The following is a 23,601-nucleotide window of genomic DNA, read 5'->3' as shown; positions in this document are numbered from 1 at the left end:
AAGCGGCCTTTTTTTCAGAGCTTTTCGATCCAGCGCACGAGCCGTCTTGCGGCTTTGTCCACCTGTTCCGGATCACGGCAGAAACAAAGGCGGAAGAAGCCTTCGCCCCCGAGGCCAAAAGCACTGCCAGGCGCCAGGCCGACATTCGCATTGTCCACCATATCGATTGCTGCCTTGACAGAATCCCGGACACCATCCACGCCGAAGAAAAGATAAAACGCTCCTTGTGGCGGCGTCAGGCGAACTTTACCGGTCGATAACAGCGCCGCGCACAGGTTGTCGCGCGTGGAACGCGCCCGTTCAACCTGCATCGAAATAAAGGTATCGCCTTCATCGAGAGCCGTAACGGCACCACGCTGCATGAACTGTGCGACACCGGAATTCGAATATTGAATCAGATTCTCGATGACCGGCCCCAGCGACGGGTGCACTGTCATCCAGCCGACGCGCCAGCCCGTCATCGCCCAGTTCTTGGAAAACGAGTTGACGAAGATGATGTGATCATCCGGCTCCATAATATCCATGAAGGACGGAGCGCGACCGCCACCGTAATAGAAATGGGTATAAATCTCGTCGGCGATAATCCAGAGACCATGCTTGCGCGCAAGATCAAGGATGAATTGCAATGTCTCGCGGTCCGCCGTCCAACCAGTTGGATTGGATGGCGTATTGATAAAAAGTGCTTTCGTGCGCGGCGTGACGGCGGCTGCGATCTTCTCGGGATCAAGCATCCAGCCATTGGCACCGAATTCCAGCTCGACCGGAACCGGAACAGCGCCTGCCAGTCCCGCTGCGCCAACAAAATTGGGCCAGGCCGGGGAAAGATAAATCGCTTCTTCACCCGATCCAACGGTTGCGGTCAGCGCCATTTCGATGGCGTGCATACCGGAACCGGTGACATAGAAGTTCTCCGGTTTCAGGGTCAGCGGGAAATGACGCGCGTGATAGCGAGCCAGCGCCTCCCGCAGCTCCGGGATGCCAGCCTGCCAGGTATAGAAGGTCTCGCCGTCAGAAATACCTCTTTGAGCCGCAGCGCGGATGAAATCGGGCGTCGAAAGATCGCCCTCGCCGACCCAAAGCGGAATAAGCCCTTCGCGCCCGCGCCCGTGATTGGCGACCGCCACGATCCCGCTTTCCGGTGATTGAGCTGCTTCCCGACGAAGATTGGCTATGAGCGTCATGATTTCCCCGCATTGAATTTCGATTTTGATTTCGTGCTTATCAAGGCCTGTTAGCGAAATCACGCGGCTTTTTGTGATGGTCCGATCAAGCGTATTTATGGATCAAAAGAAAACGGGGCCATAAAGCCCCGTTTTCACTGACCCGTTCTGAACCGATCAGGCTTTCTGCTTTGCCAGAAGATCGCGGATTTCGGTCAACAAGACCTCTTCGCGCGGTGCTTCCGGTTCCGGCTTCGCCTCTTCCTTCTTCTTCATGCGGTTCATCCCCTTTACCACGAGGAACAATACCCATGCGATGATCAGGAAGTTGATGAGAAGCGTGATGAAGTTACCGTAAGCAATGGTCGCACCGGCATCACGGGCCGCCGCCAGCGTGGCCCTGGGTTCACCTGCCAGCTGAATGAACATGTTCGAAAAGTCGATACCGCCAGTGATCAGACCGATGATCGGCATGATGATATCGTTGACGATGGAATTGACAAGGCCGCCGAACGCCCCGCCGATGATGACACCGATGGCCAGATCGACCATATTGCCCTTCAGGGCGAATTCCTTGAATTCTTTTAGCATAAGCCTGTCTCCCTCACGAACGCGGACCGTTGGGGCCGTCCTGCTGCGGTGGCGTTCGCCAAATCAACCTGGGCACCAGATAAACTGGCAGTGAATGGCAAACCGACTTTCCGAAAACGAAACTGAAAAGCGTTTTGCCGTTTAGATGTGTCCTGAAAAATGACCTGCACTTTTTTCAGGATCACACTTCTAGTGTGTAGGCGAAAATTACCAAAGAAAAGATGAAGTCGCTAAAATGCACTGTTTTTCATCAATAATCTTGCGCGAACACACCGAAAGTGCTTGCGTCAAATCATAGTCAAGGAGTGAGGAATAAGCCGGTTATGCAGGGCTGGGGTATTATTGGCGCCGCCTTTTTATATCTGCTGCTGCTCTTTGCGGTAGCCAGCATCGGTGACCGGCGCACCTCGCGCTGGAACAGTGCCCCGCGCCCTTACATCTACGCGCTCAGTCTGGCTGTTTACTGCACGTCATGGACGTTCTTCGGCTCGGTCGGCCTATCGGCTCAGCGCGGCCTTGAATTCCTTGGAATCTATATCGGCCCCATTCTGGTCTTTACGCTCGGCAACCGGTTGCTGCGGCATATCGTGCGACTGGCAAAATCCGAACATATCACCTCAATCGCCGACTTTCTTGCTGCCCGTTACGGCAAAAGCTTCGGTGTAGCCTCTCTTGCGACCTGCATCGCAGCCGTCGGTTCGATCCCCTATATCGCGCTACAGCTCAAAGCCGTTTCCGGCAGCGTCGGGCTTGTCATGGAGCATTACGGATCAGCCGTCGACCCGTCAGTATTCATATTCGGCGACATCTCCCTCCCCGTCGCGGCTGTGCTGGCTGTCTTTGCGATCCTGTTCGGTACGCGCCACACCGACGCCACAGAACACCAGAATGGCCTTATTCTGGCTGTGGCTCTGGAATCCGTCATCAAGCTTTGTGCCTTCCTGACCGTTGGCTTTGCCTGCACCTTCTTCCTGTTCGGCACCCCGTCGCAGCTCATCAATCAGATATCCCAATCGCCGGAGGCGCTGGAGGCATTTCATTACCAGACATCCATTGGCACATGGATCGTGCAGAGCGCATTGAGTGCTGCCGCCATCATCATGCTGCCGCGACAGTTCCATGTGACGGTAGTGGAAAGCCGGAGTGAAAAAGAACTGCGAACAGCCTCCTGGCTCTTCCCGCTTTATCTGGTCCTCATCAATATCTTCGTATTTCCCATTGCCCTGATCGGGGTGATGACGCTCGGAGGCAATGTCAGCGGAGATTTGTACGTTCTGGCACTGCCGCTGGCAGCGGGTGCCCATTGGCTCGCACTGGTGGCGTTTCTCGGCGGATTGTCGGCAGCAACCGCAATGGTCATTGTCGCCTGTGTTGCGCTTTCGATCATGATTTCCAACCATCTGGTGTTGCCGCTCTTCATCCGGCGTCTCGCGAAACAACACGCCGCAGAACAGCGCGACCTCACCAAGGTCATTTTGAACACGCGCCGTCTCACCATTATCGGTATTCTTGCATTAGCATTCGCCTATTATCGCTTTACCTCCAACAATATCCATCTGGCTTCGATCGGCTTCGTGTCCTTTGCCGCAATTGCGCAATTCGTGCCCGCCTTCATCGGCGGGCTGTTCTGGCGCAATGCGAATGGACGCGGTGCCATGCTGGGACTATCAGCCGGATTCCTTGTCTGGGCTTACACACTATTGCTGCCAACGATGGCGCCAGAAAATGCCGCCATTCTGCGCGACGGCTTTCTTGGCTTTACGGCGCTGCGGCCAGAAGCGCTTTTCGGAACCAATGCGCTCCCGTTGACCAATGGCGTGTTGTGGAGCCTTGCGGCCAACACGCTCTTCTACATCCTCGGTTCCCTTTCACGCGCCTCGACGCCGCTCGAACGCATTCAGGCCAGTATCTTCCTGCCGCGTTATTTCATCGGCACACCGACACTCAAGCGCTTCCGGACCACCGTCACCGTTGCCGAACTGAAGGCCACCATGGCGCGCTATCTCGGTGCTGAACGCGTCGAGCGCGCCTTTCTTCGTTTTGAAGGAAGGGAACAACGGCGTCTCGATCCGGGCATGACTGTTGATACACCGCTGATCCGCCATGCAGAGCAGCTCCTCGGCACTGCGGTCGGCTCCGCATCTGCACGGCTGGTTCTATCGCTGCTGTTGCAGAAGAATGATGCTTCCGGGCGCGACGCGCGACAGCTGCTCGATGACGCTTCGACCGCCTTGCAGCAAAATCGCAACCTGCTGCAAACGGCCCTTGATCAGATGGAACAGGGTATTACCGTTCTCGACAAGGATCTGAGGCTGACTTTCTGGAACCGGCAATTCCGCAAGCTTTTTGATCTTCCAGATGAAGTCATGCAGGTCGGAATACCGGTTTCGGAAATCGTGGAACAGTTGCACCGTCGCGGCGATATATCCTTCAGCGCCCAGAATGGTGTCATCCGCTCGCTAGCGACCGTGCGCCAGCCATGGCGCATCAATATGAAATCGACTGGCAAGGTACTGGAAATTCAATCCAATCCGATGCCGGACGGTGGAATTGTGGCGACATATACCGATATTACCGCTGCGGTCGAAGCCGATGTCACGCGCCAGAAGGCAGCAGAGATGCTGGAGCAGCGCGTGGCGGATCGCACGGCAGAACTGACCCGCGTCAATCAACAGCTCGCCAAGGCGCAAGCCGCAGCGGAAGAAGCCAATCAGGGGAAGACGCGATTTCTGGCGGCCGCCGGTCATGACATTCTGCAACCGCTTAACGCAGCGCGGTTGTACAGTACCGCACTTGCCGAAAAACTCGGACGCTCCGAAACCAGCGAATTCGCGCGCAATATCGATTCCTCGCTGGAGGCCGTGGAAGCCATTCTGGGTATGGTGCTGGATATTTCCCGACTGGATACGGGATCGCTCAAGCCCGACGTCTCGGTGTTTCGCCTCGACAAGCTGATGAGCCAGATTGCCACCGACTTTACACCTCTTGCATCTGCCAAAGGGCTGAGGTTGCGCCTTGTGCCGTCAAGCATTGTTGTCAAAACGGACCGCAACATGCTGCGGCGCCTGATCCAGAACCTCGTTTCCAATTCGATCAAATATAGCCGCAAGGGTGGCATTTTGCTGGGCGTCCGGCGCCGCGGCTCCTTTGTGGAGTTGCAGGTGCTCGATACCGGCATCGGCATTCCTCCGCAAAAACTGAGACTTGTCTTCCGGGAGTTCACGCGGCTGGATGAGGGGATGCGGGAAGCGGAAGGGCTTGGCCTTGGCCTTTCCATTGTCGACCGGATTGCAAGGCTGTTGTCGCTGCCGCTATCCCTGTCTTCAACGCCCGAGAAGGGAACCATGTTCACCCTGCGCATTCCTGTTTCGCAGGAGAAAGTGCCCGCCAATGAAGTGAAGGGCCGCCGTGGCCTGCAGCGCACACTCGAACTGACAGGCCTCGATGTTCTTTGCATCGACAATGATGCCAGCATCCTGTCCGGAATGGAAACGCTGCTTGGCGGGTGGGGATGCCATATAACGACGTTACGCAGTGGAACAGCGCTGAAGAACTATTGCGCTGATCACTCCACGCCGCCCGATGTGATCGTCGCGGATTACCATCTGCTGAACGAAAACGGTCTCGATATGATCGGCTTTGCGCGCGAGACGTTTCAGGTGGAAATACCGGCCATTCTGCTGACAGCCGATCGCTCCAAGGAAGTCCGCCAGCGCGCTGAGGATGAAAATGTCACGGTTCTGCACAAGCCGCTGCGGCCTGCTGCATTGCGTTCACTGTTGTCGCATTTTCATCATGCGCGACAGGACAATGCATCGGCGCAGAATGCCGCTCAGTAACAGGGCAATATCTAATCCGTGCTCAGCGCATCATTGCCGATGCGCGACAAAAGAATGACCGCCTGCGTGCGGCTGTCGACTCCAAGTTTCTGCAGCACTGCCGAAACATGTGCCTTGACCGTGGCTTCCGACACACCAAGCTCATAGGCTATCTGCTTGTTCAGCAGCCCTTCGGCAAGCATGGTCAACACACGCGTCTGCTGTGGCGTCAATGTACGCAGTCGCGCAATGAGAGCCTCAATTTCAGGGTCGTGCGGATGATCCAGCTCAATGTCGGCAGGTGTCCAGATATCGCCAGCGAGAACGGCATGTACAGCCTCGCCAATGGTTTCCATGCTGGCTGATTTCGAGATGAAGCCGGAAGCGCCGAGCTCCACAGCATGACGGATCGTGGCAGCGTCATCCGTCGCCGAGACGATGATGATCGGAAGCGCCGGTTGCAAGGCCTTTAACGTCACCAGACCGGAAAGCCCGGTTCCGCCTGGCATCGTCAAATCCAACAACAGAAGATCGATATCTTCTCGTTCGCCGACCAGTTTCTTGACGGCGTCAAAATCGCCGACTTCGATGATTTCGACACTCTTCGACTGTCCTGAAAGGACCTGCCTCAGTGCTCCCCGGAAAAGCGGGTGATCGTCAGCGATGATGAAATGCATGTGCCTCGCGCGCCATTGTTTCAGGTCTCCTCCCCTCGCGGTGCAGGCCAATCAGCCAATCACTCCGTTTTATGCCGTTTTTTGGCTCGGGCAACCAAAATTCACGTTGCTAACCCCTTTTCACAATACGCATTGCCGCCATCTGGCCGCATTGTATGTTAGGCTGGGTGTCGAAAATAACATAAGAGCGGCCCGACCAGCCAAATGGAAGGGAACCAAAAAGGCATTTCATGACGCGCAATACGCTTTATCCAGAAATCCAACCGTTCAAGGAAGAGATGCTTCAGGTTTCTCCGCTGCATCGAATCCATGTCGAGCAATGCGGCAATCCGGACGGCAAGCCGGTCATCATGATCCATGGCGGCCCCGGCGGTGGCATCACGCCAACCATGCGCCGGCTGCATGATCCAGAGCGCTATCGTATCATCTTGTTCGACCAGCGCGGATGCGGCCGTTCGACCCCACATGCAGAACTGCGTGAAAACACGACATGGGACCTTGTGGCGGATATGGAGCATATCCGCGCGCATCTCGGCATCGAGAAGTGGCAGGTCTTCGGTGGCTCCTGGGGATCAACCCTTGGCCTTGCCTATGCGCAATCCCATCCGGATCGCGCGGCTGAGCTTATTCTGCGTGGCATCTTCATGATCCGTCGTTTCGAAGTCGACTGGATGTATTCCAACGGCGCAAGTATTCTCTTTCCGGACCATTTCGAGGCTTATCAGGAGCATATACCCGAAGCCGAGCGCGGCGACATGATCGCTGCCTATTACAAGCGCCTGACTGATCGTGACCCGCAGGTGCAGCTTGAAGCAGCGCGGCGCTGGGCGCGTTGGGAAGGCTCGGTCATTTCACTTCTGCCCGACCCGGCCCGCGTCGATGCCTTCGGTGAAGACCAGTACGCCATCGCCTTTGCGCGTATCGAATGCCACTATTTCCAGAACCGAGGTTTCCTCGATTCCGATGACCAGCTTCTGCGCAATGTGGATCGCATCCGGCATATTCCCGGCGTGATCATCCATGGCCGCTATGATATCTGCACGCCGTTTATCAACGCATGGCAGTTGCGGAAAATGTGGCCTGAAGCAGATCTCAGAACCGTCGAGGATGCAGGACATGCCGTCACAGAGCCCGGCATCACCCATGAATTGATCGAGGCAACAAAGCGTTTCGCACAATAGAGCCGAAAGCACTCACATTCGCTCGCTATTCCGCTCTATCTGCTTGTTTTTATGCACTATCCTACGCAAAATCGCTTCATACTTTTGCTGGAAATGCTCTAATGAAAAGGCGCCGCGTGGCGCCTTTTTTCTTTATCGTCAGGTCCGACCACCAGGTGTCGCTCCACCACCAGGGCTTTCCGGCTCGCTGTCGAAACTTTTCGCAATATCCATGAAGCGGCGCATGAAGCGTTCCATATAGCTCATGGACTGCTCGAATTCCTGTTCGCTCGGGAGGCCCGAAGCGGCACTTCCACCCTTCCCTTCAAGCGTAGAAACCTTGTCTTCAAGCTTCTTCACGCGATCCTGCAAGTCGGCAATGTCGTTCTCATAAGCTTCGCGATCTTCGGTCGCCATCTTGCAGATGAGCTGTCCCTGCTGTTCCGTGCAGGTCGAGAGTGCTCCGGTTCGTGTGTCCAGACGGACATAGCCTGTCTCGGTGCCTTCCAGCCGATAGCGCCCGTTTTCCTGCGCAAGCGCATTAGCCGGGGCAAGCGCTGAACCGAGAAGAGCAACAGCAGCCAGATTACGAACCATCAGTGTCTTTCTGTTCAACATTATGCAATTCCCTTCAGCTTCTCTTTGAGATGTCCCCATCATATGGGACGTTTACGACGAAAATCGAACATGCGGGACTTTGATTTCCGAAGAATTTCGGTCTAGAGAGCAGCCATGACCAATAAGATCATCTATAAGATCGCTCCACGCGACCTTTGGGCACAAGCAGAACAGGCTGGTAGTTTTACCGGGGCTCCGGTTGATATTGCCGATGGCTATATCCATTTCTCTACCGCAACACAGGTGCGGGAAACGGCAGCCAGGCATTTTGCGAGCCAGCAGGATTTGCTTCTGATCAGTGTGAATGCTTCCGCGCTTGGCGCAGCATTGAAGTTTGAAGTTTCACGCGGCGGGGCCCTGTTTCCTCATCTTTACGGCGAGCTGCCGCTTGCAGCGGTTTTAAAGGCTGAACCCTTGCCACTGGGCGATGATGGTCTTCACATTTTTCCGGAGCTGGAAGATTAATGAGCGGGCTTTTTGAAACTCTCGGGCGACGCGCCCTTTTTGCCTTCGATGCGGAACAGGCGCATGGCCTTTCCATCGCAGGCCTGAAGACGGGCCTCGTTACCTGCGGTGCGCCAAACGATCCAGCTCTTTCCGTCAAGGTTGCGGGACTGCAGTTTCCAAATCCGCTCGGCATGGCAGCGGGTTATGACAAGAATGCTGAAGTGCCCGATGCGCTATTGAAACTCGGCTTCGGTTTCACCGAAATCGGCACTATCACTCCCCGCCCTCAAAGTGGCAATCCGCGCCCGCGCATTTTCCGCCTTGTGGAAGATAGAGCGGTTATCAATCGCCTTGGCTTCAACAATGAAGGCCATGACGCAGCGTTTAAACGCCTGTCGCAACGTGCAGGCAAGAGCGGGATCGTCGGTGTCAATATCGGCGCCAACAAGGATGCCGAAGACCGCATTGCCGATTATGTCGCCGGTATCCGTCGCTTCTATCAACTGGCGCGTTATTTCACGGTCAACATCTCTTCGCCCAACACGCCGGGTCTGCGCAATCTTCAGGCTCGCGACAGCTTGCGCGAATTGTTGAGCCGTGTACTGGAAGCCCGAAACGAAGAAGGCAAGATGTGCACGCTGAAGCGTCCTGTTTTCCTCAAGATCGCGCCCGATCTTGCAGACGAAGAACTGGACGATATCGCGGCTGAGGCAACCGAACAGAAGCTGGACGGCATCATCGTATCCAATACGACGCTTTCACGTGCCGGATTGAAAAGCGCCGTCAACCGCGATGAAACAGGTGGGCTTTCCGGCGCACCGATTTTCGACCGCTCCACCATCGTCCTTGCCCGCATGCGCGAGCGCGTCGGCCCTGACATGCCGCTGATTGGTGTCGGCGGCGTGGATAGCGCCGAGGCGGCTCTGACCAAGATCAAGGCAGGCGCCGATCTCGTCCAGCTTTATACGGGACTGATCTATCGTGGCCCGAACTTGCCTGCTGAAATCGTTCGTGGCCTTTCAGCCGCTGTAAAACGCGAAGGTGTCGCGAACATCGCCGCACTGCGCGACCGGGACACCAAAGACTGGGCCCGGCGCGAACTGACTGCATAAGGCGTCATGCGTGTCTTTATCCCAAACCGGTTCCACCTTTGGGAGACATGCTTTGATCACGCGATGAATTCTGTACGATAGCGTCGTGGCAGGATCGCCAGAAGCGTGACGCCACGAATTGACAGAAACAGATTGAGAGCCAGCCAAAGCCCGTGATTGCCCATCACGGGCTTTGCTGCATAAAGAACCACCAGAAAGAATGCGAGCGACAGGAACATCATGTTGCGCATGTCGCGCGACCACGTGGCGCCGATATAAACCCCGTCCATATGGAAGGCCAGCAAGCCCGTAATGCCTGTCAGCGCTGCCCATGGCAAATATTTCAGGGCCTCGGCATGAACATCTTCCGCCTTGGATAGAAGCCCGATGATCGCATCGCCAAACACCAGCAAGAAAAAGGCGATAATGCTCGCCATGACCAGCCCCCAAACAAATGTGAGCTTCGCACCGCGTACAAAGGCCGAGCTGTAACGCGCCCCGATCGACCGACCAACAATCTGTTCGGCAGCCGCCGCCATGCCGTCCAGAAAGAAACCGGCAACGAGAAAGAAGTTCAACAGGACAGCATTGGCCGCAAGCGTAATCGGGCCAAGGTCGGACCCCGCCCGGGTAAAGAAGGCAAAGGCCGTGAGAAGCAGAAATGAACGGATCATGATGTCGCGATTGACCGCGAACATGCGCAAAATACCCTCTTTCTGAAAGATTCGTGCCCGATTGGGACGTAGCGATGCATCCTTACGGAAATGCCGCAGCACAATGAACATGCCGACAAGTGCTGCAACGGTTTCACCGGTCACAGTGGCCCAGGCAACACCGGTAACGCCCCAGCCCAATTCCAGCCCAAGGATGATGCAGAGCACGATATTGATGCCGTTGAGCAGCACTTGAAGCCCGAGGCCGACAAGGCCCTGTCCGCGACCAAGGACGAGTCCGAGGATCGAATAGTTGATGAGAGCAACCGGTGCCGACAACATGCGGATCGAGACATAGGTTGCCATTGCTTCCTGCGTGGCGGACGTCGGATGCATGAAGGTGGACGAGACGGCTATGATGATCGGCAAGCACAGGATCATCAAGCTGCCAGCCACCACCGCGATAATGATCGCGCGCCAGAAGATTGCCTGTTCTTCCACGGCATCTTCCGCACCTACGGCCTGCGCAACAAGTCCGGTTGTGCCGGAGCGGAGGAAATTGAACAGCGACAGCAGGAAGTCAAATACGAGCGCGCCAATCGCCAGACCCCCGATCAGCTCGGCTTGACCCATTTGGCCGACAACACCCATGTCCACGAGCCCCAGAAGCGGGGTCGTGATCGCGGCAAGCGTCATGGGAATGGCGATCAGCATCACCATTCGGTGCGTTACGTCGAACGGCTTTGTTACGCCACCAACACGTTGCAGCGACTGATCCATTGTGCTCGTCCCGAATGCATTCCCTCTGATCAGGATCATCTACTCTGGAATCAATCGGAACTACAGATAATTCGGCCACCGCATTGTCGCAGCTCCTGACAGCGAACCGTCAGGAGATATGAGACTGTTACAGTCCGAGCATCATGGCCCAATATATATAAGTGGGTTTGTTTTCGGGCGTAGCCCAGGCAAGGCCATAATGCTCAAAAGTCGGATCAAGCATGTTCTTGCGATGGCCGGGAGATTTCATCCATGCATCGAAGACGGCCTGCGTATCGCGCTGTCCCGATGCCACGTTTTCGGCTGCCGGTCCGCGAATCCCCGCCTGACGCAATCGCGCAACGAAACCGTTCCCCCAACCAACACTGTGGCCGATCTTGCCATAACTCGCCATACGTCTGGCCTGATACAGCGCCGCCTGCTCAAGCTTGGAATCCGTCGCCATCAAAGGCAAACCGTTCGCCTTGCGAATAGCGTTGAAAATCGGGGTGGCATCATTGTCTCCGGCAGCCAGCGCCATGTTCAATGGCACTGCCGATACCGCCAGCGCCCCACCGACCAGGACCAAAAAACCACGTCGGTTGAGTGTAAATCCTTGTTTTTGCTGCATTGCCTGTCTGAGCTATCCAATTACCGAATTGAGTTCATTTCCGGTAGCTGAGGATACGGAGCAAAATAAAGGCAGGAATAACGACTGCCGCGCCAAGAATGAAATAATCGACAAAACCTGCAATCGCTGAAAAGCCCATATTCCAAAGGCGCAGGAAGAAATCGCGAATGCCATAGAAAATATCATAGGGCGTCCAGTGGAACGCACTCATGACCACGCCGACGACCAGCGAGATCAGCACCAGCTTGATCAGGATACGGGCGGGCGTATCGCCAAGAAAACGGTTCACACCATCCGACATGCAAATCTCCTGAGTGGTTTTGGTCAAAGCGACAGATTCATCGCGCAAGAAATAGGCCGTCCGTGCAACCTTCGCAAGTTCCACACGCGTTTATCGCTGTTTGCGGTAATCGCGCGGCGCTTTCTGCTTTTGTCGTGAAAATGAGCGGTTCATGCTGCGCGTATCCGTGAAGCCACTCGCAACAGCCACTTCCAGCAGTGACAGACCCGTTTCCGACAAAAGTTCCTTGGCCTTTTTCACCCGAAGCTCTTCGCGAACCTCGAATGCCGTTCGCTCTAGGGCGAGTTTGAAACCACGTTCCATCTGGCGGACGGAAATCCCCAGTCGCCGCGCGACGTCAATCATCGGCACCGGATCTTCCAGCGTTTCCTCAAAAATACGGATCGCCTTGCGGATCATTGGCGAGCGCACGCCGTTAAAGCTCAGAGCAGGCTGCTCTGAACGAACAAGCTCATAAGGGATCATGAGGATAGATGCGCTCTTGCGCGCCAGTTCCTCGGAAATTTCGTTCTGTATGATTGAAAGTGCCAGCGACGCCGTACCAAGCCCACCAGCACAGGTGAAATGTCTTCCGCTACGATGAAAAAGGCTGGTCGTATCGGCGGAATAACCGTCGAAAAGCTCCAGAAAATCGTCCCGATGGAACCAGCTGACGCAGCAATTGCGATCCGGCAGCAGATCGGCCTCCGCCAGCAGAAAGGCGGCTGTACAAAGACCTACCACGGTTTTGCCGCGCCGGTCCGCACGCTTGATGAGATCGATCAGTGCCTGCTGCCTTGGCCGATACTGCGCAAGCAGCCCGCCGACAACGGCAACATAATCACAATCATCGAGCTCTCCCATGGGCGCAGTCGGCTCGATTACCATGCCAGAACTTGAGGTTACGGGGTCTCCTGATAGAGTACAAATTTTCCATGCGCAGCGTATCTGGCGGCTCTTGTCGCGATCATCTGCAGCAAGGCGAAAAGGATCGAGGAAAAGGCTAAGTGCACTCAGCGTAAAACCCGGCAATGCAACAATGCCGACCGATAGCCTGCGCTGCGGAGCATCCGTTGCAGCCTGAAGCTTCCTGTCCTGATCCCGTTCAATTCCAGTTGTCACTTAGGTCGCTCTCCTCCACCCGTAATTATATCTGCTTGGAGGAGGCTGATATAGTCAACGAAAATGCTTGGAAAGCTTCAACTGCTGCGCCTGATAGTTGGAGCCGAGATCGACACCGTAAAGCGCGGATGGGCGGTGCAGCATATGCTCGTAAACCAAACGCCCGACGATCTGCCCATGCTCCAGAATGAACGGAACTTCATGGCTGCGGACTTCCAGAACGGCGCGGCTGCCGGTTCCGCCTGCAGCACTATGCCCGAAGCCCGGATCGAAGAAGCCCGCATAATGAACACGGAATTCGCCAACCAGCGGATCGAATGGTGTCATTTCCGCTGCATAGAGCGGTGGAACATGCACGGCCTCACGTGAAACGAGGATATAGAATTCATCCGGATCAAGTACGAGCTCGCGCGCGCCGCGATCATAGATCGGTTCCCAAAAATCGAGAACGTCGTGCGCTGCGCGCTTGTCCACATCGACCACAGCCGTGTGGTGCTTGCCGCGATAGCCGATCAGCCGGTCAGGGCCGCCGGAAAGATCGACCGAAAGAGCGATGCCGCCGCCGGAGATATTCGGCATCTCGGCTGCAACCAGCGTTTCGGCATTATGCAGTGCGGCGAGTTCAGCTTCATCAAGCTGGGCACGCCCTTTACGGAAACGTATTTGCGACAGGCGAGACCCCGTGCGCACGACGATCGGGAATGTGCGCGGGCTGACTTCCAGATAAAGCGGGCCACTATATCCGGCAGGCACCTTGTCGAATTCCTGCGCTCCGTCCACGATGACGCGGGTGAATATATCCAGACGGCCTGTTGAACTTTTCGGGTTTGCCGACGCGGAAAGGTCTGGCGACAACGCCAGTCCTTCGAGGAGCGGAACAATATAGACGCAGCCCGTTTCCAGAACAGCCCCTGCCGTCAGGTCTATCTCGTGCAGCTTCAGTCGTTCCAGCTTTTCGATAACCGGCGTTCCCGGCCCCGGCATGAAGGAGGCGCGGACACGATAAGCCTTCGCACCAAGCCTCAGATCAAGGCTTGCAGGCTGTATCTGATCGGGATCGAGCGGGCGTGGAGACGCCAGCAAACCGCTTTCAAACAGCGCGGAAATATCCGCATCCGCCAGAATCCCAGCATCTTTCTGCATCATCAACCCCACACTCCGTAGCCTAAAGCATGTCGTATTCAAACGACATGCTTTAATCTCTTGTTTTCACGCATGCCTTTATTCCGAAACTGGTTCCCACTTTCGGGAGACATGCTCTAACCCTTGCTTGACAAAGACCATTGACCGCTGGCGGCGTCAATGCCAAGCCTCGGAACGGCTTGAAACCGGGTTTTCCGCAGGAATCCGAGCATTGATGCGGCGCGAGGGATGCGATTTTCCCAAAATGGGGCGGCTTCGGCATTGACGGCTCTACACAACAGGCATAATGAAAAACTGTTCCGTGGTGATTTGGCCGGCCGGCTTGCAGCCACGTTAAAGAATTCGCTAAAAAAGGCCGCGGTTCGTTACCGGCCTTTTGCGTTTTCGCAAGGCCGGTTTTTTATTGGCCGCCGAGGCTCGATTACCCTGCCCCGGCCGACCAGCTTTCGACAGGTTGGAAAAATGACGACTGAGAATACCCGCAAGTTTCGCCCTGCAACCGAACTCGTGCACGCTGGATCGCTGCGTTCCGGATTTGCCGAAATGTCCGAAGCGATGTTTCTGACGCAGGGCTTCCTTTATCCCAATGCCGAAGCCGCTGAAGCGCGTTTCAAGGGTGAGGACCCGGGTTTCATCTATTCGCGTTATGCCAACCCGACCACCGACATGTTCGAAAAGCGCATGTGCGCGCTGGAAGGCGCTGAAGAAGCCCGTGCAACCGCATCCGGCATGGCGGCGGTCGCAGCCGCCATCCTGTGTCAGGTGCAGGCCGGCGATCACGTGATTTCTGCCCGCGCCGTTTTCGGTTCCTGTCGCTACATCGTTGAGACGATCTTGCCTAAATACGGCGTCGAAATCTCGATCATCGACGGCTCCGATATTGAAAACTGGAAAGCGGCTGTTCGCCCGAACACCAAGGTGATGTTCCTTGAAAGCCCATCCAATCCGACGCTCGAAATCATCGACATTGCTGCCGTCGCACAGATCGCCAATGAAGCGGGCGCCAAGCTGATCGTTGACAATGTTTTCGCCACACCGCTTTTCCAGAAGCCACTGGAGCTTGGTGCGCATATCGTTGTTTATTCTGCAACAAAACACATTGACGGTCAGGGACGTTGCCTTGGCGGCGTAGTTCTCTCCGACCGTGAATGGGTTGAAAACACCTTGCAGGATTATTTCCGTCATACAGGTCCAGGCCTTAGCCCGTTCAATGCGTGGATCATGCTGAAAGGCCTTGAAACATTGGCAGTGCGTGTACGCCAGCAGACGCTATCGGCGACTGCGGTTGCCGACTTCCTCGCAGGTAAATCGGGCGTGAAGCGCGTGATCTATCCGGGACGGGCCGATCACCCGCAGGCCGACATCATCGCCAAGCAGATGACGGGTGGTTCGACCCTCATTGCTCTTGAGCTGGAAGGTGGCAAGGAGGCAGCGTTCAAGTTCCAGAACGCATTGCAGGTCTTCAGCATCTCCAACAATCTGGGGGACGCAAAAAGCCTTATTACTCACCCGGCAACCACGACGCACAAGAACCTTAGCGACGAGGCGAAAGCTGAACTCGGCATTTCGGACGGCCTCCTGCGAATCTCGCTAGGCCTTGAGGATACCGATGATCTCGTGGAAGACGTGGAAGCAGCCCTCAAGATCGCTCGCTAAGCTGCTATATCTCGATACTGTGGCTTTTAGGCTGCAAACAGAAGCACAAACAATGCAATTGCCGGAACATTTCGGCAATTGCCGCATATTTGCCGCTCCGAATTGTTGACCTCCCCCGCAACTTTAGCGATAGGTGGGGTGAAAAACGGCGTCCTAGAACCGGCGAACCGTTGAATAAACGAGCACCATTGTGATCCGGCTTCGCCAGATTACAGGGTGCCGAGGCCGATGCGAATGTAGGGCGGGTGCACATGTATAGAGCGGTAACGCGAGGGATCGAAGTTTTGGTCGAACCTTTCTATCTGGAAGACCAATCCGAGCCCGACGAAAACCGTTATGTGTGGGGTTATCGTATAACGATTGCCAACAACTCCACGGAAACCGTGCAGCTCCGCTCACGTTACTGGCAAATTACCGATGCGAATGGATATGTCGAGGAAGTGCGCGGCCCTGGCGTGGTCGGCGAGCAACCAACTCTCGAACCGGGCGACTCTTTTCAATATTCATCGGGCTGCCCGTTGACCACCACTTCAGGCGTCATGGTCGGGCGCTATCAGATGCAAGGCAACAGTGGCAGCTTGTTCGAGGTCGATATTCCCGCCTTCTCGCTTGACATGCCGGACCTGCGACCTACACTGAATTGAGGCGTTTCTCACCTTATTTCCCGACGGATTGCATATGAGCAGAACATACAGAAACATTCTGTTCATTGGCATCTTTTGTCTGTACTGGATCACGCTCTCCCCTTTCATTGATCTGCGCAATCCGGATGTTCTTCTCGCTCAGGAAGCGGGAAATGCGATGCAACAGGTGCTTTCGCTGCTGCTCACCGCGCTTAGCCTCGCGGTTCTCTGGCAGAACCGCAATCTGGTCGGTAAAGTGCTGTTTCCGTACCTTGTTATACTGCTGGGATGGCAGTTCATAACGGTAATCCTTTCCACCCAACCAGATCTCTCGTTTCGTCGCTATATTTTCAGTGTCACGGTCGTTATTACCGCTTTAGCCTGGCTGCTTCTGCCGGAGGACGAAAACCATTTCATCCGGCTCATCAAGCCGCTTTCACTGTTCGTATTAGGACTGGCCTATTTCGGCGTGATCTTCTTGCCTGCCGTTTCCATCCACAATCTGGCGGAGGTGCTGGAGTTGACGAATGCCGGCTCGTGGCGCGGACATTTCGCCCATAAGAACATCGCCGGACCAGCAATGGTGGTACTGAGCTGCTACGGCATGTATCTTTGGCGGTCAAAAACCCGGCTCAGCGGGACGCTAATCACCATACTCGCGCTCTTTTTTCTTTACAAAACAAACAACAAGACCTCGATCGGCCTGGTTGTACTGGCCTTTACCCTCGCATATTGCCTTTTGCGAACGCGAAGCTTAGCCGTGAAAGCGCTGATGGTTTATGTCCCTCTTCTGATCACGGCCTATCTGACGTTGGGCACTGTTCTTTTTCCTTCAGCCAAAAGCCTCGTCGAAAGCTTCGCCTCCGATCCCACCTTCACCGGCCGTACTGAGATATGGAAATTCGCTATCAGGCAACTTACGGACCATCCGCTGGTAGGCTATGGCTACGATGCTTTCTGGGGCACCTCGCGGCTGGTGAATGGTGGATACGACATTGAAACATGGGCGGCCCGCGCAGGCCACGCACATAATGCCTATCTCAACATAACGATTACGACGGGTTTCATTGGCTTGGCTGCACTGATCTGGTGGATCGGGATCTGCCCCCTTCTCGATTTCCACCGCGCACAACGATCAGGCAACTCCTCCAGTCTGGCGCTCATGTATCTTCAGATCTGGTTGTTCATAATGTTCTACGCTAATCTGGAGACCCCGTTCTTCGTCGCGCGTGGACCAGTCTGGTTCAGCGTGCTTACAGCGGTCATGGGTTTGCGGCTGCATGCCTGCACCGTACATAAAAAGTCTGCAACGGCAATAAGACAGACCTATCAGCGGGAACCAAACCTCGCATGATTAAAGCGCACAGCGAATAGGAACAAGCGCCAAGACCGGCGCTCGTTTTCAACTCCTACAGACGTTCAAGCAGGAAATATGTCGTCGGCCCGGGTGATACAGACAGGGAGGAAACATTGTTCCAGAGCTGTGCACCTATTGGAGAAGTCCCGTCTCCGGACACGACTTGTGGCTGTACCACCCCGTCGAGATTGATAGGGGAAATTCTCCATGGGCGATCAGTTGGTATTGAGAATTGCACCCACTCGACTTTGATTTCGACAGGCAGTGCCCCATAATTGGAGACGATCTTCTGTTCCGCATCGGAAAAAGTCATGCCGGTATTTCGGGCATTCGTAGCCATGACAATTAAAAGTTTGCTGCTTTGTGCCACGGCTTGTCCGTCAAGCGACGAGACCGCAAACAAGCTCGCGCCGGAAGCACTCCAGACAGTCATTTGACCCAGAGAAATGGGCTGGTTAACCGATGCAAAGGCTACTGCCTCCGTATGCGGCGTAACAACTCTCATCTGCTTTGCAGCTATGTCGAGTCTGATCTCTCCAGTATCGCTGGCATAGATACCGGAAGTCGCTGAGCTGGAATTTCCAGCCGCCAGCACGCCGTTGTTACGCAGGAACGTGATCGCAGCCGCTTCGGAATTTATCTGGCGGGGTGAGCCGACCGATACTGCGCCGGGTGCCAGCGCAACATCTCCTTGTGCGAAACCCGTCATCAAAGACATGATGGTAACGGCGTCCGGTTCCTGTGTGTCCAATCCAACCAGATTACTGACATCCTGTATTTGCGCCACGACCTGATGAGCCGCCTTTGCAACATCCCCGCGCCGGAACAGCAATGCCGACAGGGTTTCGCCAGCACGGGCAACGGGATCAAGCGCAGTTCTATAGGGACGGATATATTGTTCGTTGAAGTCGCTACCTCCATAACCAAGGATCAACGCTCCATTACTGTGGCGGCAAAGCACATCCCATCCTTGAAGAGCGGCGTAGGAAGGCATCGCCAGGCCAGCCTCGTACCGAAACTGGTTCCAGAACATATGGTCGTATTCCGTCACCACAAACGGCTTGCCGAAAACGCGTGCCGAGGCCGCAAGACGGAAATATTCCACCGCATTGGCGAGCGAACTCTCCTGCTGTATCTGGCCACCTGGCGACACATTGCCAATCCAGTCGTGATAGGTGTTCATCGCAACGGCTGACTGATTGCCACGCGTCAGGGCAGGCTGGATACCTGTCCAATTGTTGTAGGGTGCCACGACGCCCTTGAAGCCCATGGCCCGAATGCAGTCGCCCATCTTCTCCATGGTGCGTGTTTCGATATCCACGAGGAAACGGGCAAAATCTCGCAGTCGAACCGAGCTGGCATAGCGATTTGCAGGCAAGACGACGGTGCTGTTCTCCAGGTTCTCGTTCGGTGCCAGCTCGCCACCCCACGCATTAGCCAGACCAGCCGTCGTACTGTAGCGTTCGCGAAGCCATTGGTTGAAAGGCATCAACAATTCGGTCAAAGCCTGTAGATCGCCGTCGGCATAAATCCACGAGTTGAACGACAAGCCATTTTCGTTGAATGGCACAACGACCGCCATTGCCGGGTCCTCAAAAGGCACAAGCCCAGTGTAAGGATTAACCGTGCCGAATATATCGACCTGAAAGCGCAACCAGTGGCCAAAAGACGCATTTTCAACATGCGTCTTCAGCTTCAACCTGCCTTCAATTCCCCAGCGGTCCGTTATGCTGCCCAACGCTCCAGCATTGGATGTGAGGCCATCTACGATCCAGTAGATACCATTCTGCTTCAATACGGCCATGAAGTAGCGGAACCGATCAAGAATATCCTGTCGGTATCCGAATTCCTGAAGTTGTCCGTCCATCAAAGCAATGTCGAGAAAATGAAATCGGACACTGTTATATCCATGGCGGCGCAACTGGACGGCCATCTTATCAGCCGTCGCGTTGTCGGGAATGCTGCCGATGGTGCCACACAACAGCCGATATGGAACGGACGGATCGCTTCGCAATGCGATGTGACCGTCCGGATTAACGATGAGCCGTCGCTCTTCGTTAATCGCCGGATTCGATAGAACCGTCGAAAAATCGAGCGGACTGCCAGCCGCAATCTCGAGATTCTGCTGGGTAACTGGTAACCAAATGTCAGGCATATCGTATCTCCACAGTTGACCTGTGAAGATTAACAGCCCACCCTACAATGGGGATAAATTCCTAATCTAAAAATTCATTCGCCCATTACTTCTCGAACTCCGCCGAATCGAACTCATAACGTTTCGAGCAGAATTCACAGGTCACGGAAATCTTGCCACAGTCTGCGCTTTCCGCAATTTCCTCGGCTGTGAAACCTGACAGCACACCGGAAATCTTTTCACGCGAGCACGAGCACTCGTCCAGCACAGGCACAGAGTCGAACACACGCACACCACGCTCATGGAACAGGCGATAAAGCAGGCGTTCTGAACCGACTTGCGGGTCCGTCAGTTCCGAACTTTCAATCGTGCCGACCAGCGAGCGGGCTTCGTCCCATGCGTCGTCTTCCGGATGAAAGGCGACTTCGGCTTCATCCTCATCACCACCTGGCAGATCGGGGATACGTGCGCGTAGTTCGGATTCCGGCAGAAACTGGATAATCAGTCCGCCAGCACGCCACTGCTCGACAGGCTTTCCATCGGCACCGCGCTCGACAAGCTTGGCAACACTCAATTTCAGGTCGGTCGGTATCTGTTCCGACTGACGGAAATAAGTCGTGGCGATTTCTTCCAGTGTCGAACCATCAAGCGCAACAATGCCCTGATAACGCTGAGTGTAAGCACCCTGATCCACGGTAAAGGCAAGTGTGCCCCGCCCGAGCAATTCCTCCGGCTTCGTCTTGTGAGCGGCAACCGCCTCGTGCAAGCGCTCCGCATCGAAACGTGCATAGGCGCGGACCGAACGCGGGGTGCGGAAATCAACCACCAGCATATCGACGGGACCGTCGGACTGCGTCTGGAAGATGAACTTACCCTCGAATTTGAGTGAAGTGCCCAGCAAAACGGTCAGAACCGTTGCTTCCGCCAGCAGGCGAGCGACTTCTTCCGGATAGTTGTGGCGTTTCAGTATGCCGTCGATGCTCGCGCCAAGCTGAACCGCGCGACCACGCACGTCGAGACCTTCCACCTGAAAGGGCACCACGGCGTCATCACCTGCGAAGTCGAAATCGCCCAGATTGACATGGATGTTTTCGACTTCTGTATGCTCGTTGCTGGTCTTGTCAGCCAAATTATGCTCCCAGATCGCGGCTTTGCAGGCACCAGGCCAGAATGGCTTTCTGGGCATGGAGCCTGTTTTCCGCTTCATCGAATACAACCGATTGCGGTCCATCGATCACTTCATCCGTCACTTCCTCGCCGCGATGGGCAGGCAGGCAGTGCATGAAAAGCGCCTTTGGGTCAGCTTGTGCCATCAGTCGCGCATTGACCTGATAGGGCATGAAAACGTTGTGGCCGCGAGCATGATCTTCCTGCCCCATTGAAACCCACGTATCGGTCACGATGCAATCCACACCGTTGGCCGCCTTTTCCGGATCGATGGTAGACATGATGCTCGCGCCGTTGGCTTTCGCCCAATCGACATATTGCGACTTGGGTTCGCTGCCTTCCGGCGTTGCGATATTGACGTTGAAATCAAAACGCGCCGCAGCTTCGACCAGCGAGTGGAGGACGTTGTTGCCATCCCCCATCCAGGCAAAGGTCTTGCCTTTGATCGGGCCGCGATGTTCCTCATATGTAAGAACGTCAGCCATGATTTGACAAGGGTGTGTATCGTCCGTCAGCGCATTGATAACCGGAACGGTCGCATATTCGGCAAGTTCCAGCATGCGTTCATGCGAGGTAGTGCGGATCATGATCGCATCGACATAGCGCGACAGGACCTTTGCCGTGTCGGCGATGGTTTCGCTGCGTCCGAGCTGCATTTCCGAACCGGTCAGCATAATCGTCTCGCCGCCGAGCTGGCGCATGCCCACATCGAACGACACACGTGTGCGCGTGGATGGCTTTTCGAAAATCATCGCAAGCACCTTGCCTGCGAAAGGTCGTTCGATTTCGCCCGCCTTCAGGCGCGCCTTGCGTGCCTTGGCGTCTTCCATGATTGCGCGAAGCTCCGACGCAGGAACGGCAGAGAGGTCGATAAAGTGTTTAATCCCGTTATCGCTAGCCATAATATCACGCCGTCTTGCTGATCGGATTTGCAGTTGCGAGCCGTTCGACCGCCGCTTCGATGCGCTTCAGCGCTTCGCGCGCTTCTTCGGGCGTCGTAACCAGTGGCGGAAGCAGACGAACAACATTATCGCCAGCGCCCACGCTGAGGAAATGCTCGTCACGAAGGGCCTGAATGAGGCTGGTATTCGGCACCACGCATTTGATACCGATCAGCAGGCCGCGACCACGGATTTCCGAAACGACGCCCGGGTAGCGGTCAACGATGGAAGCAAGCCCCTGCTTCATGACCAGAGCGGTTGCCTGAACATTTTCGAGGAAGCCGTCAGCCAGAACAACATCAAGCACGGCGTTGCCGACGGCCATGGCCAGCGGATTGCCGCCATAGGTCGTACCGTGCACGCCTGCCGTCATGCCCTTGGCAGCTTCTGCGGTCGCAAGGCAGGCACCCATAGGGAAACCGCCGCCAATGCCCTTGGCCACAGCCATGATGTCAGGCTTGATACCGGCCCATTCATGCGCAAAAAGCTTGCCCGTGCGGCCAACGCCGGTCTGCACTTCGTCGAGGATCAGCAAGAGGCCTTTTTCGTCGCAGAGCTGGCGCAGCATGCGCATGAATTCTTCAGGGAAGCCGCGCAGACCGCCTTCACCCTGCACGGGCTCAAGCAGGATCGCTGCTGTCTCGTCGGTGATAGCGGCACGCAACGCCGCTTCATCGCCGAACGGAACCTGATCGAAACCATCGACCTTCGGACCGAAACCCTCAAGATACTTGGCCTGACCGCCAGCAGCAATTGTGGCCAGCGTGCGGCCATGGAAAGCGCCTTCAAAGGTCACGACGCGGAAACGTTCCGGATGGCCGCTTACATATTGATAGCGCCGTGCGGTCTTGATCGCGCATTCAAGGGCTTCAGCACCGGAGTTGGTGAAGAACACCTTGTCAGCGAAAGTGCTCTCGACAAGACGCCGTCCGAGCTTTTCCTGCGCCGGAATTTCATACACATTCGAAAGATGCCACAGTTTTTCCGCCTGGCTCTTCAGCGTTTCCACCAGATGCGGATGCGAATGACCAAGCGAATTCACAGCAATACCAGCTGCAAAATCGAGATAGCGGTCGCCGTCTTCGGTAATAAGCCAGATGCCTTCACCTCGCTCGAAGCGCAGAGCCGCACGATTATAGGTGTCGTAAAGCGGTTGCACGGTCGTCGCGTCGGTCATAGCGTCAGGCCTCCAAAGCCCTTTTAGCAGCTTACCCGGCAGCACCGGCAAAGCTGTGTTTCCCATAAACAGTCCTCAAGCGCCCGAAACGGTTCCCACCCTTCAAAAAGCGCCGATATTCCATCCCCAACTGCCAAAAAGTAAAATGAGACATGAGAGGAATGGCCCAGAAAACTCATGCTTCTCGCCTGAGCATCCGGCAGAAATAAAAAACCGCCCCCAGGGCGGCATATTTATCTCGCGCTTATATTGGCGTTCATAGAAAAAATGTCAATCAAAGCAAACACGGTTTAAAGGCCATCTTTCAGCATGAGTTCATGCATTTTCGCGTTCTTGTAACAATCGCCCGTCGAAGGTGACTTTACGCGCGCGTCCACACTCTATAGAGAAAGGCCT

At 55.4% G+C, this 23,601-nt stretch carries 20 protein-coding genes and 1 riboswitch; of the genes, 7 read left to right on the top strand and 13 right to left on the bottom strand.

Going from position 1 to position 23,601, the window contains the following annotated elements; genetic code table 11:
- Nucleotides 1-14: 14 nt before the first annotated feature.
- Both F9K91_RS05530 and mscL read right to left on the bottom strand, forming a co-directional pair.
- Complete coding sequence (locus tag F9K91_RS05530) at nucleotides 15-1,181, bottom strand: pyridoxal phosphate-dependent aminotransferase (protein ID WP_151677388.1); 1,167 nt, start codon at nucleotides 1,179-1,181, stop codon at nucleotides 15-17.
- Between the two features lie 156 nt (nucleotides 1,182-1,337).
- Complete coding sequence (mscL, locus tag F9K91_RS05525) at nucleotides 1,338-1,751, bottom strand: large conductance mechanosensitive channel protein MscL (protein WP_061345004.1); 414 nt, start codon at nucleotides 1,749-1,751, stop codon at nucleotides 1,338-1,340.
- Nucleotides 1,752-2,074: 323 nt separating this feature from the next.
- Here mscL and F9K91_RS05520 point away from each other — a divergent pair, with 323 nt between their 5' ends.
- Nucleotides 2,075-5,590, top strand: coding sequence for a PAS domain-containing hybrid sensor histidine kinase/response regulator (locus F9K91_RS05520; protein ID WP_151677387.1), 3,516 nt, complete (start codon nucleotides 2,075-2,077; stop codon nucleotides 5,588-5,590).
- 11 nt (nucleotides 5,591-5,601) lie between these two features.
- Here F9K91_RS05520 and F9K91_RS05515 read toward each other — a convergent pair whose 3' ends face one another.
- On the bottom strand, nucleotides 5,602-6,246 hold the full coding sequence (locus F9K91_RS05515; protein WP_151554347.1) for a response regulator transcription factor: 645 nt from the start codon (nucleotides 6,244-6,246) through the stop codon (nucleotides 5,602-5,604).
- A 230-nt stretch (nucleotides 6,247-6,476) separates the two neighbouring features.
- Between F9K91_RS05515 and pip the strand changes: the two genes are divergently transcribed.
- Nucleotides 6,477-7,427 carry a prolyl aminopeptidase gene (pip, locus tag F9K91_RS05510; RefSeq protein WP_151677386.1) on the top strand — a complete coding sequence of 317 codons (951 nt, stop codon included), beginning with the start codon at nucleotides 6,477-6,479 and terminating at the stop codon, nucleotides 7,425-7,427.
- Between the two features lie 138 nt (nucleotides 7,428-7,565).
- On the opposite strand, the gene F9K91_RS05505 is transcribed toward pip, so the two are convergent.
- The gene (locus F9K91_RS05505) at nucleotides 7,566-8,024 is read right to left on the bottom strand and encodes a hypothetical protein (RefSeq protein ID WP_176037143.1); all 459 of its coding nucleotides are present in this window, start codon (nucleotides 8,022-8,024) and stop codon (nucleotides 7,566-7,568) included.
- 114 nt (nucleotides 8,025-8,138) lie between these two features.
- On the opposite strand from F9K91_RS05505, the gene F9K91_RS05500 reads away from it, so the two are divergent.
- Together F9K91_RS05500 and F9K91_RS05495 are read left to right on the top strand one after the other, a co-directional pair.
- Nucleotides 8,139-8,489, top strand: coding sequence for a DUF952 domain-containing protein (locus tag F9K91_RS05500; protein WP_151554349.1), 351 nt, complete (start codon nucleotides 8,139-8,141; stop codon nucleotides 8,487-8,489).
- Nucleotides 8,489-9,583 (top strand): quinone-dependent dihydroorotate dehydrogenase, encoded by a 1,095-nt coding sequence (locus F9K91_RS05495; protein WP_151554350.1) that lies wholly within the window; start codon nucleotides 8,489-8,491, stop codon nucleotides 9,581-9,583. Before F9K91_RS05500 ends, F9K91_RS05495 begins: the two co-directional genes overlap by 1 nt.
- A 56-nt stretch (nucleotides 9,584-9,639) precedes the next feature.
- On the opposite strand, the gene F9K91_RS05490 is transcribed toward F9K91_RS05495, so the two are convergent.
- The 5 genes from F9K91_RS05490 to F9K91_RS05470 all read right to left on the bottom strand — a co-directional run bounded on the left by F9K91_RS05490 (nucleotide 9,640) and on the right by F9K91_RS05470 (nucleotide 14,153).
- Nucleotides 9,640-10,995 carry an MATE family efflux transporter gene (locus tag F9K91_RS05490; protein WP_151554351.1) on the bottom strand — a complete coding sequence of 452 codons (1,356 nt, stop codon included), beginning with the start codon at nucleotides 10,993-10,995 and terminating at the stop codon, nucleotides 9,640-9,642.
- Nucleotides 10,996-11,122: 127 nt separating this feature from the next.
- Nucleotides 11,123-11,605 carry a CAP domain-containing protein gene (locus F9K91_RS05485; protein WP_151554352.1) on the bottom strand — a complete coding sequence of 161 codons (483 nt, stop codon included), beginning with the start codon at nucleotides 11,603-11,605 and terminating at the stop codon, nucleotides 11,123-11,125.
- A 34-nt stretch (nucleotides 11,606-11,639) separates the two neighbouring features.
- Nucleotides 11,640-11,906: a DUF6460 domain-containing protein gene (locus F9K91_RS05480; RefSeq protein ID WP_105543134.1), complete on the bottom strand. Its 267-nt coding sequence runs from the start codon at nucleotides 11,904-11,906 to the stop codon at nucleotides 11,640-11,642.
- 90 nt (nucleotides 11,907-11,996) lie between these two features.
- On the bottom strand, nucleotides 11,997-13,007 hold the full coding sequence (locus F9K91_RS05475) for a GlxA family transcriptional regulator (protein WP_151646127.1): 1,011 nt from the start codon (nucleotides 13,005-13,007) through the stop codon (nucleotides 11,997-11,999).
- 54 nt (nucleotides 13,008-13,061) lie between these two features.
- Nucleotides 13,062-14,153, bottom strand: coding sequence for a 2'-deoxycytidine 5'-triphosphate deaminase (locus F9K91_RS05470; RefSeq protein ID WP_061344994.1), 1,092 nt, complete (start codon nucleotides 14,151-14,153; stop codon nucleotides 13,062-13,064).
- Between the two features lie 288 nt (nucleotides 14,154-14,441).
- Nucleotides 14,442-14,521, top strand: a riboswitch (SAM riboswitch).
- 91 nt (nucleotides 14,522-14,612) lie between these two features.
- Between F9K91_RS05470 and F9K91_RS05465 the strand changes: the two genes are divergently transcribed.
- The 3 genes from F9K91_RS05465 to F9K91_RS05455 all read left to right on the top strand — a co-directional run bounded on the left by F9K91_RS05465 (nucleotide 14,613) and on the right by F9K91_RS05455 (nucleotide 17,783).
- Nucleotides 14,613-15,806, top strand: a complete 1,194-nt coding sequence (locus F9K91_RS05465; protein WP_151554354.1) for an O-succinylhomoserine sulfhydrylase — start codon at nucleotides 14,613-14,615, stop codon at nucleotides 15,804-15,806.
- 251 nt (nucleotides 15,807-16,057) lie between these two features.
- On the top strand, nucleotides 16,058-16,450 hold the full coding sequence (gene apaG / locus F9K91_RS05460) for a Co2+/Mg2+ efflux protein ApaG (RefSeq protein WP_151554355.1): 393 nt from the start codon (nucleotides 16,058-16,060) through the stop codon (nucleotides 16,448-16,450).
- Between the two features lie 34 nt (nucleotides 16,451-16,484).
- On the top strand, nucleotides 16,485-17,783 hold the full coding sequence (locus F9K91_RS05455; RefSeq protein ID WP_151677385.1) for an O-antigen ligase family protein: 1,299 nt from the start codon (nucleotides 16,485-16,487) through the stop codon (nucleotides 17,781-17,783).
- Between the two features lie 55 nt (nucleotides 17,784-17,838).
- On the opposite strand, the gene F9K91_RS05450 is transcribed toward F9K91_RS05455, so the two are convergent.
- The 4 genes from F9K91_RS05450 to F9K91_RS05435 form a co-directional block, all read right to left on the bottom strand.
- Entirely contained in the window at nucleotides 17,839-19,941 is a 2,103-nt protein-coding gene (locus tag F9K91_RS05450) for a glycoside hydrolase (RefSeq protein ID WP_151677384.1), read from the bottom strand.
- A gap of 85 nt (nucleotides 19,942-20,026) precedes the next feature.
- Nucleotides 20,027-21,049: an Hsp33 family molecular chaperone gene (locus F9K91_RS05445; RefSeq protein WP_151677383.1), complete on the bottom strand. Its 1,023-nt coding sequence runs from the start codon at nucleotides 21,047-21,049 to the stop codon at nucleotides 20,027-20,029.
- A 1-nt stretch (nucleotide 21,050) separates the two neighbouring features.
- Nucleotides 21,051-21,989 carry an ornithine carbamoyltransferase gene (gene argF / locus F9K91_RS05440; protein ID WP_151677382.1) on the bottom strand — a complete coding sequence of 313 codons (939 nt, stop codon included), beginning with the start codon at nucleotides 21,987-21,989 and terminating at the stop codon, nucleotides 21,051-21,053.
- Between the two features lie 4 nt (nucleotides 21,990-21,993).
- A complete protein-coding gene (locus F9K91_RS05435) occupies nucleotides 21,994-23,205 on the bottom strand; it encodes an aspartate aminotransferase family protein (RefSeq protein WP_151554360.1) in 1,212 nt (403 codons plus the stop codon).
- Between the last annotated feature and the right edge of the window lie 396 nt (nucleotides 23,206-23,601).

It is taken from the genome of Brucella tritici (assembly GCF_008932295.1).
Taxonomy (GTDB): domain Bacteria; phylum Pseudomonadota; class Alphaproteobacteria; order Rhizobiales; family Rhizobiaceae; genus Brucella; species Brucella tritici.
This window is presented reverse-complemented; position numbering and strand designations above follow the sequence as displayed.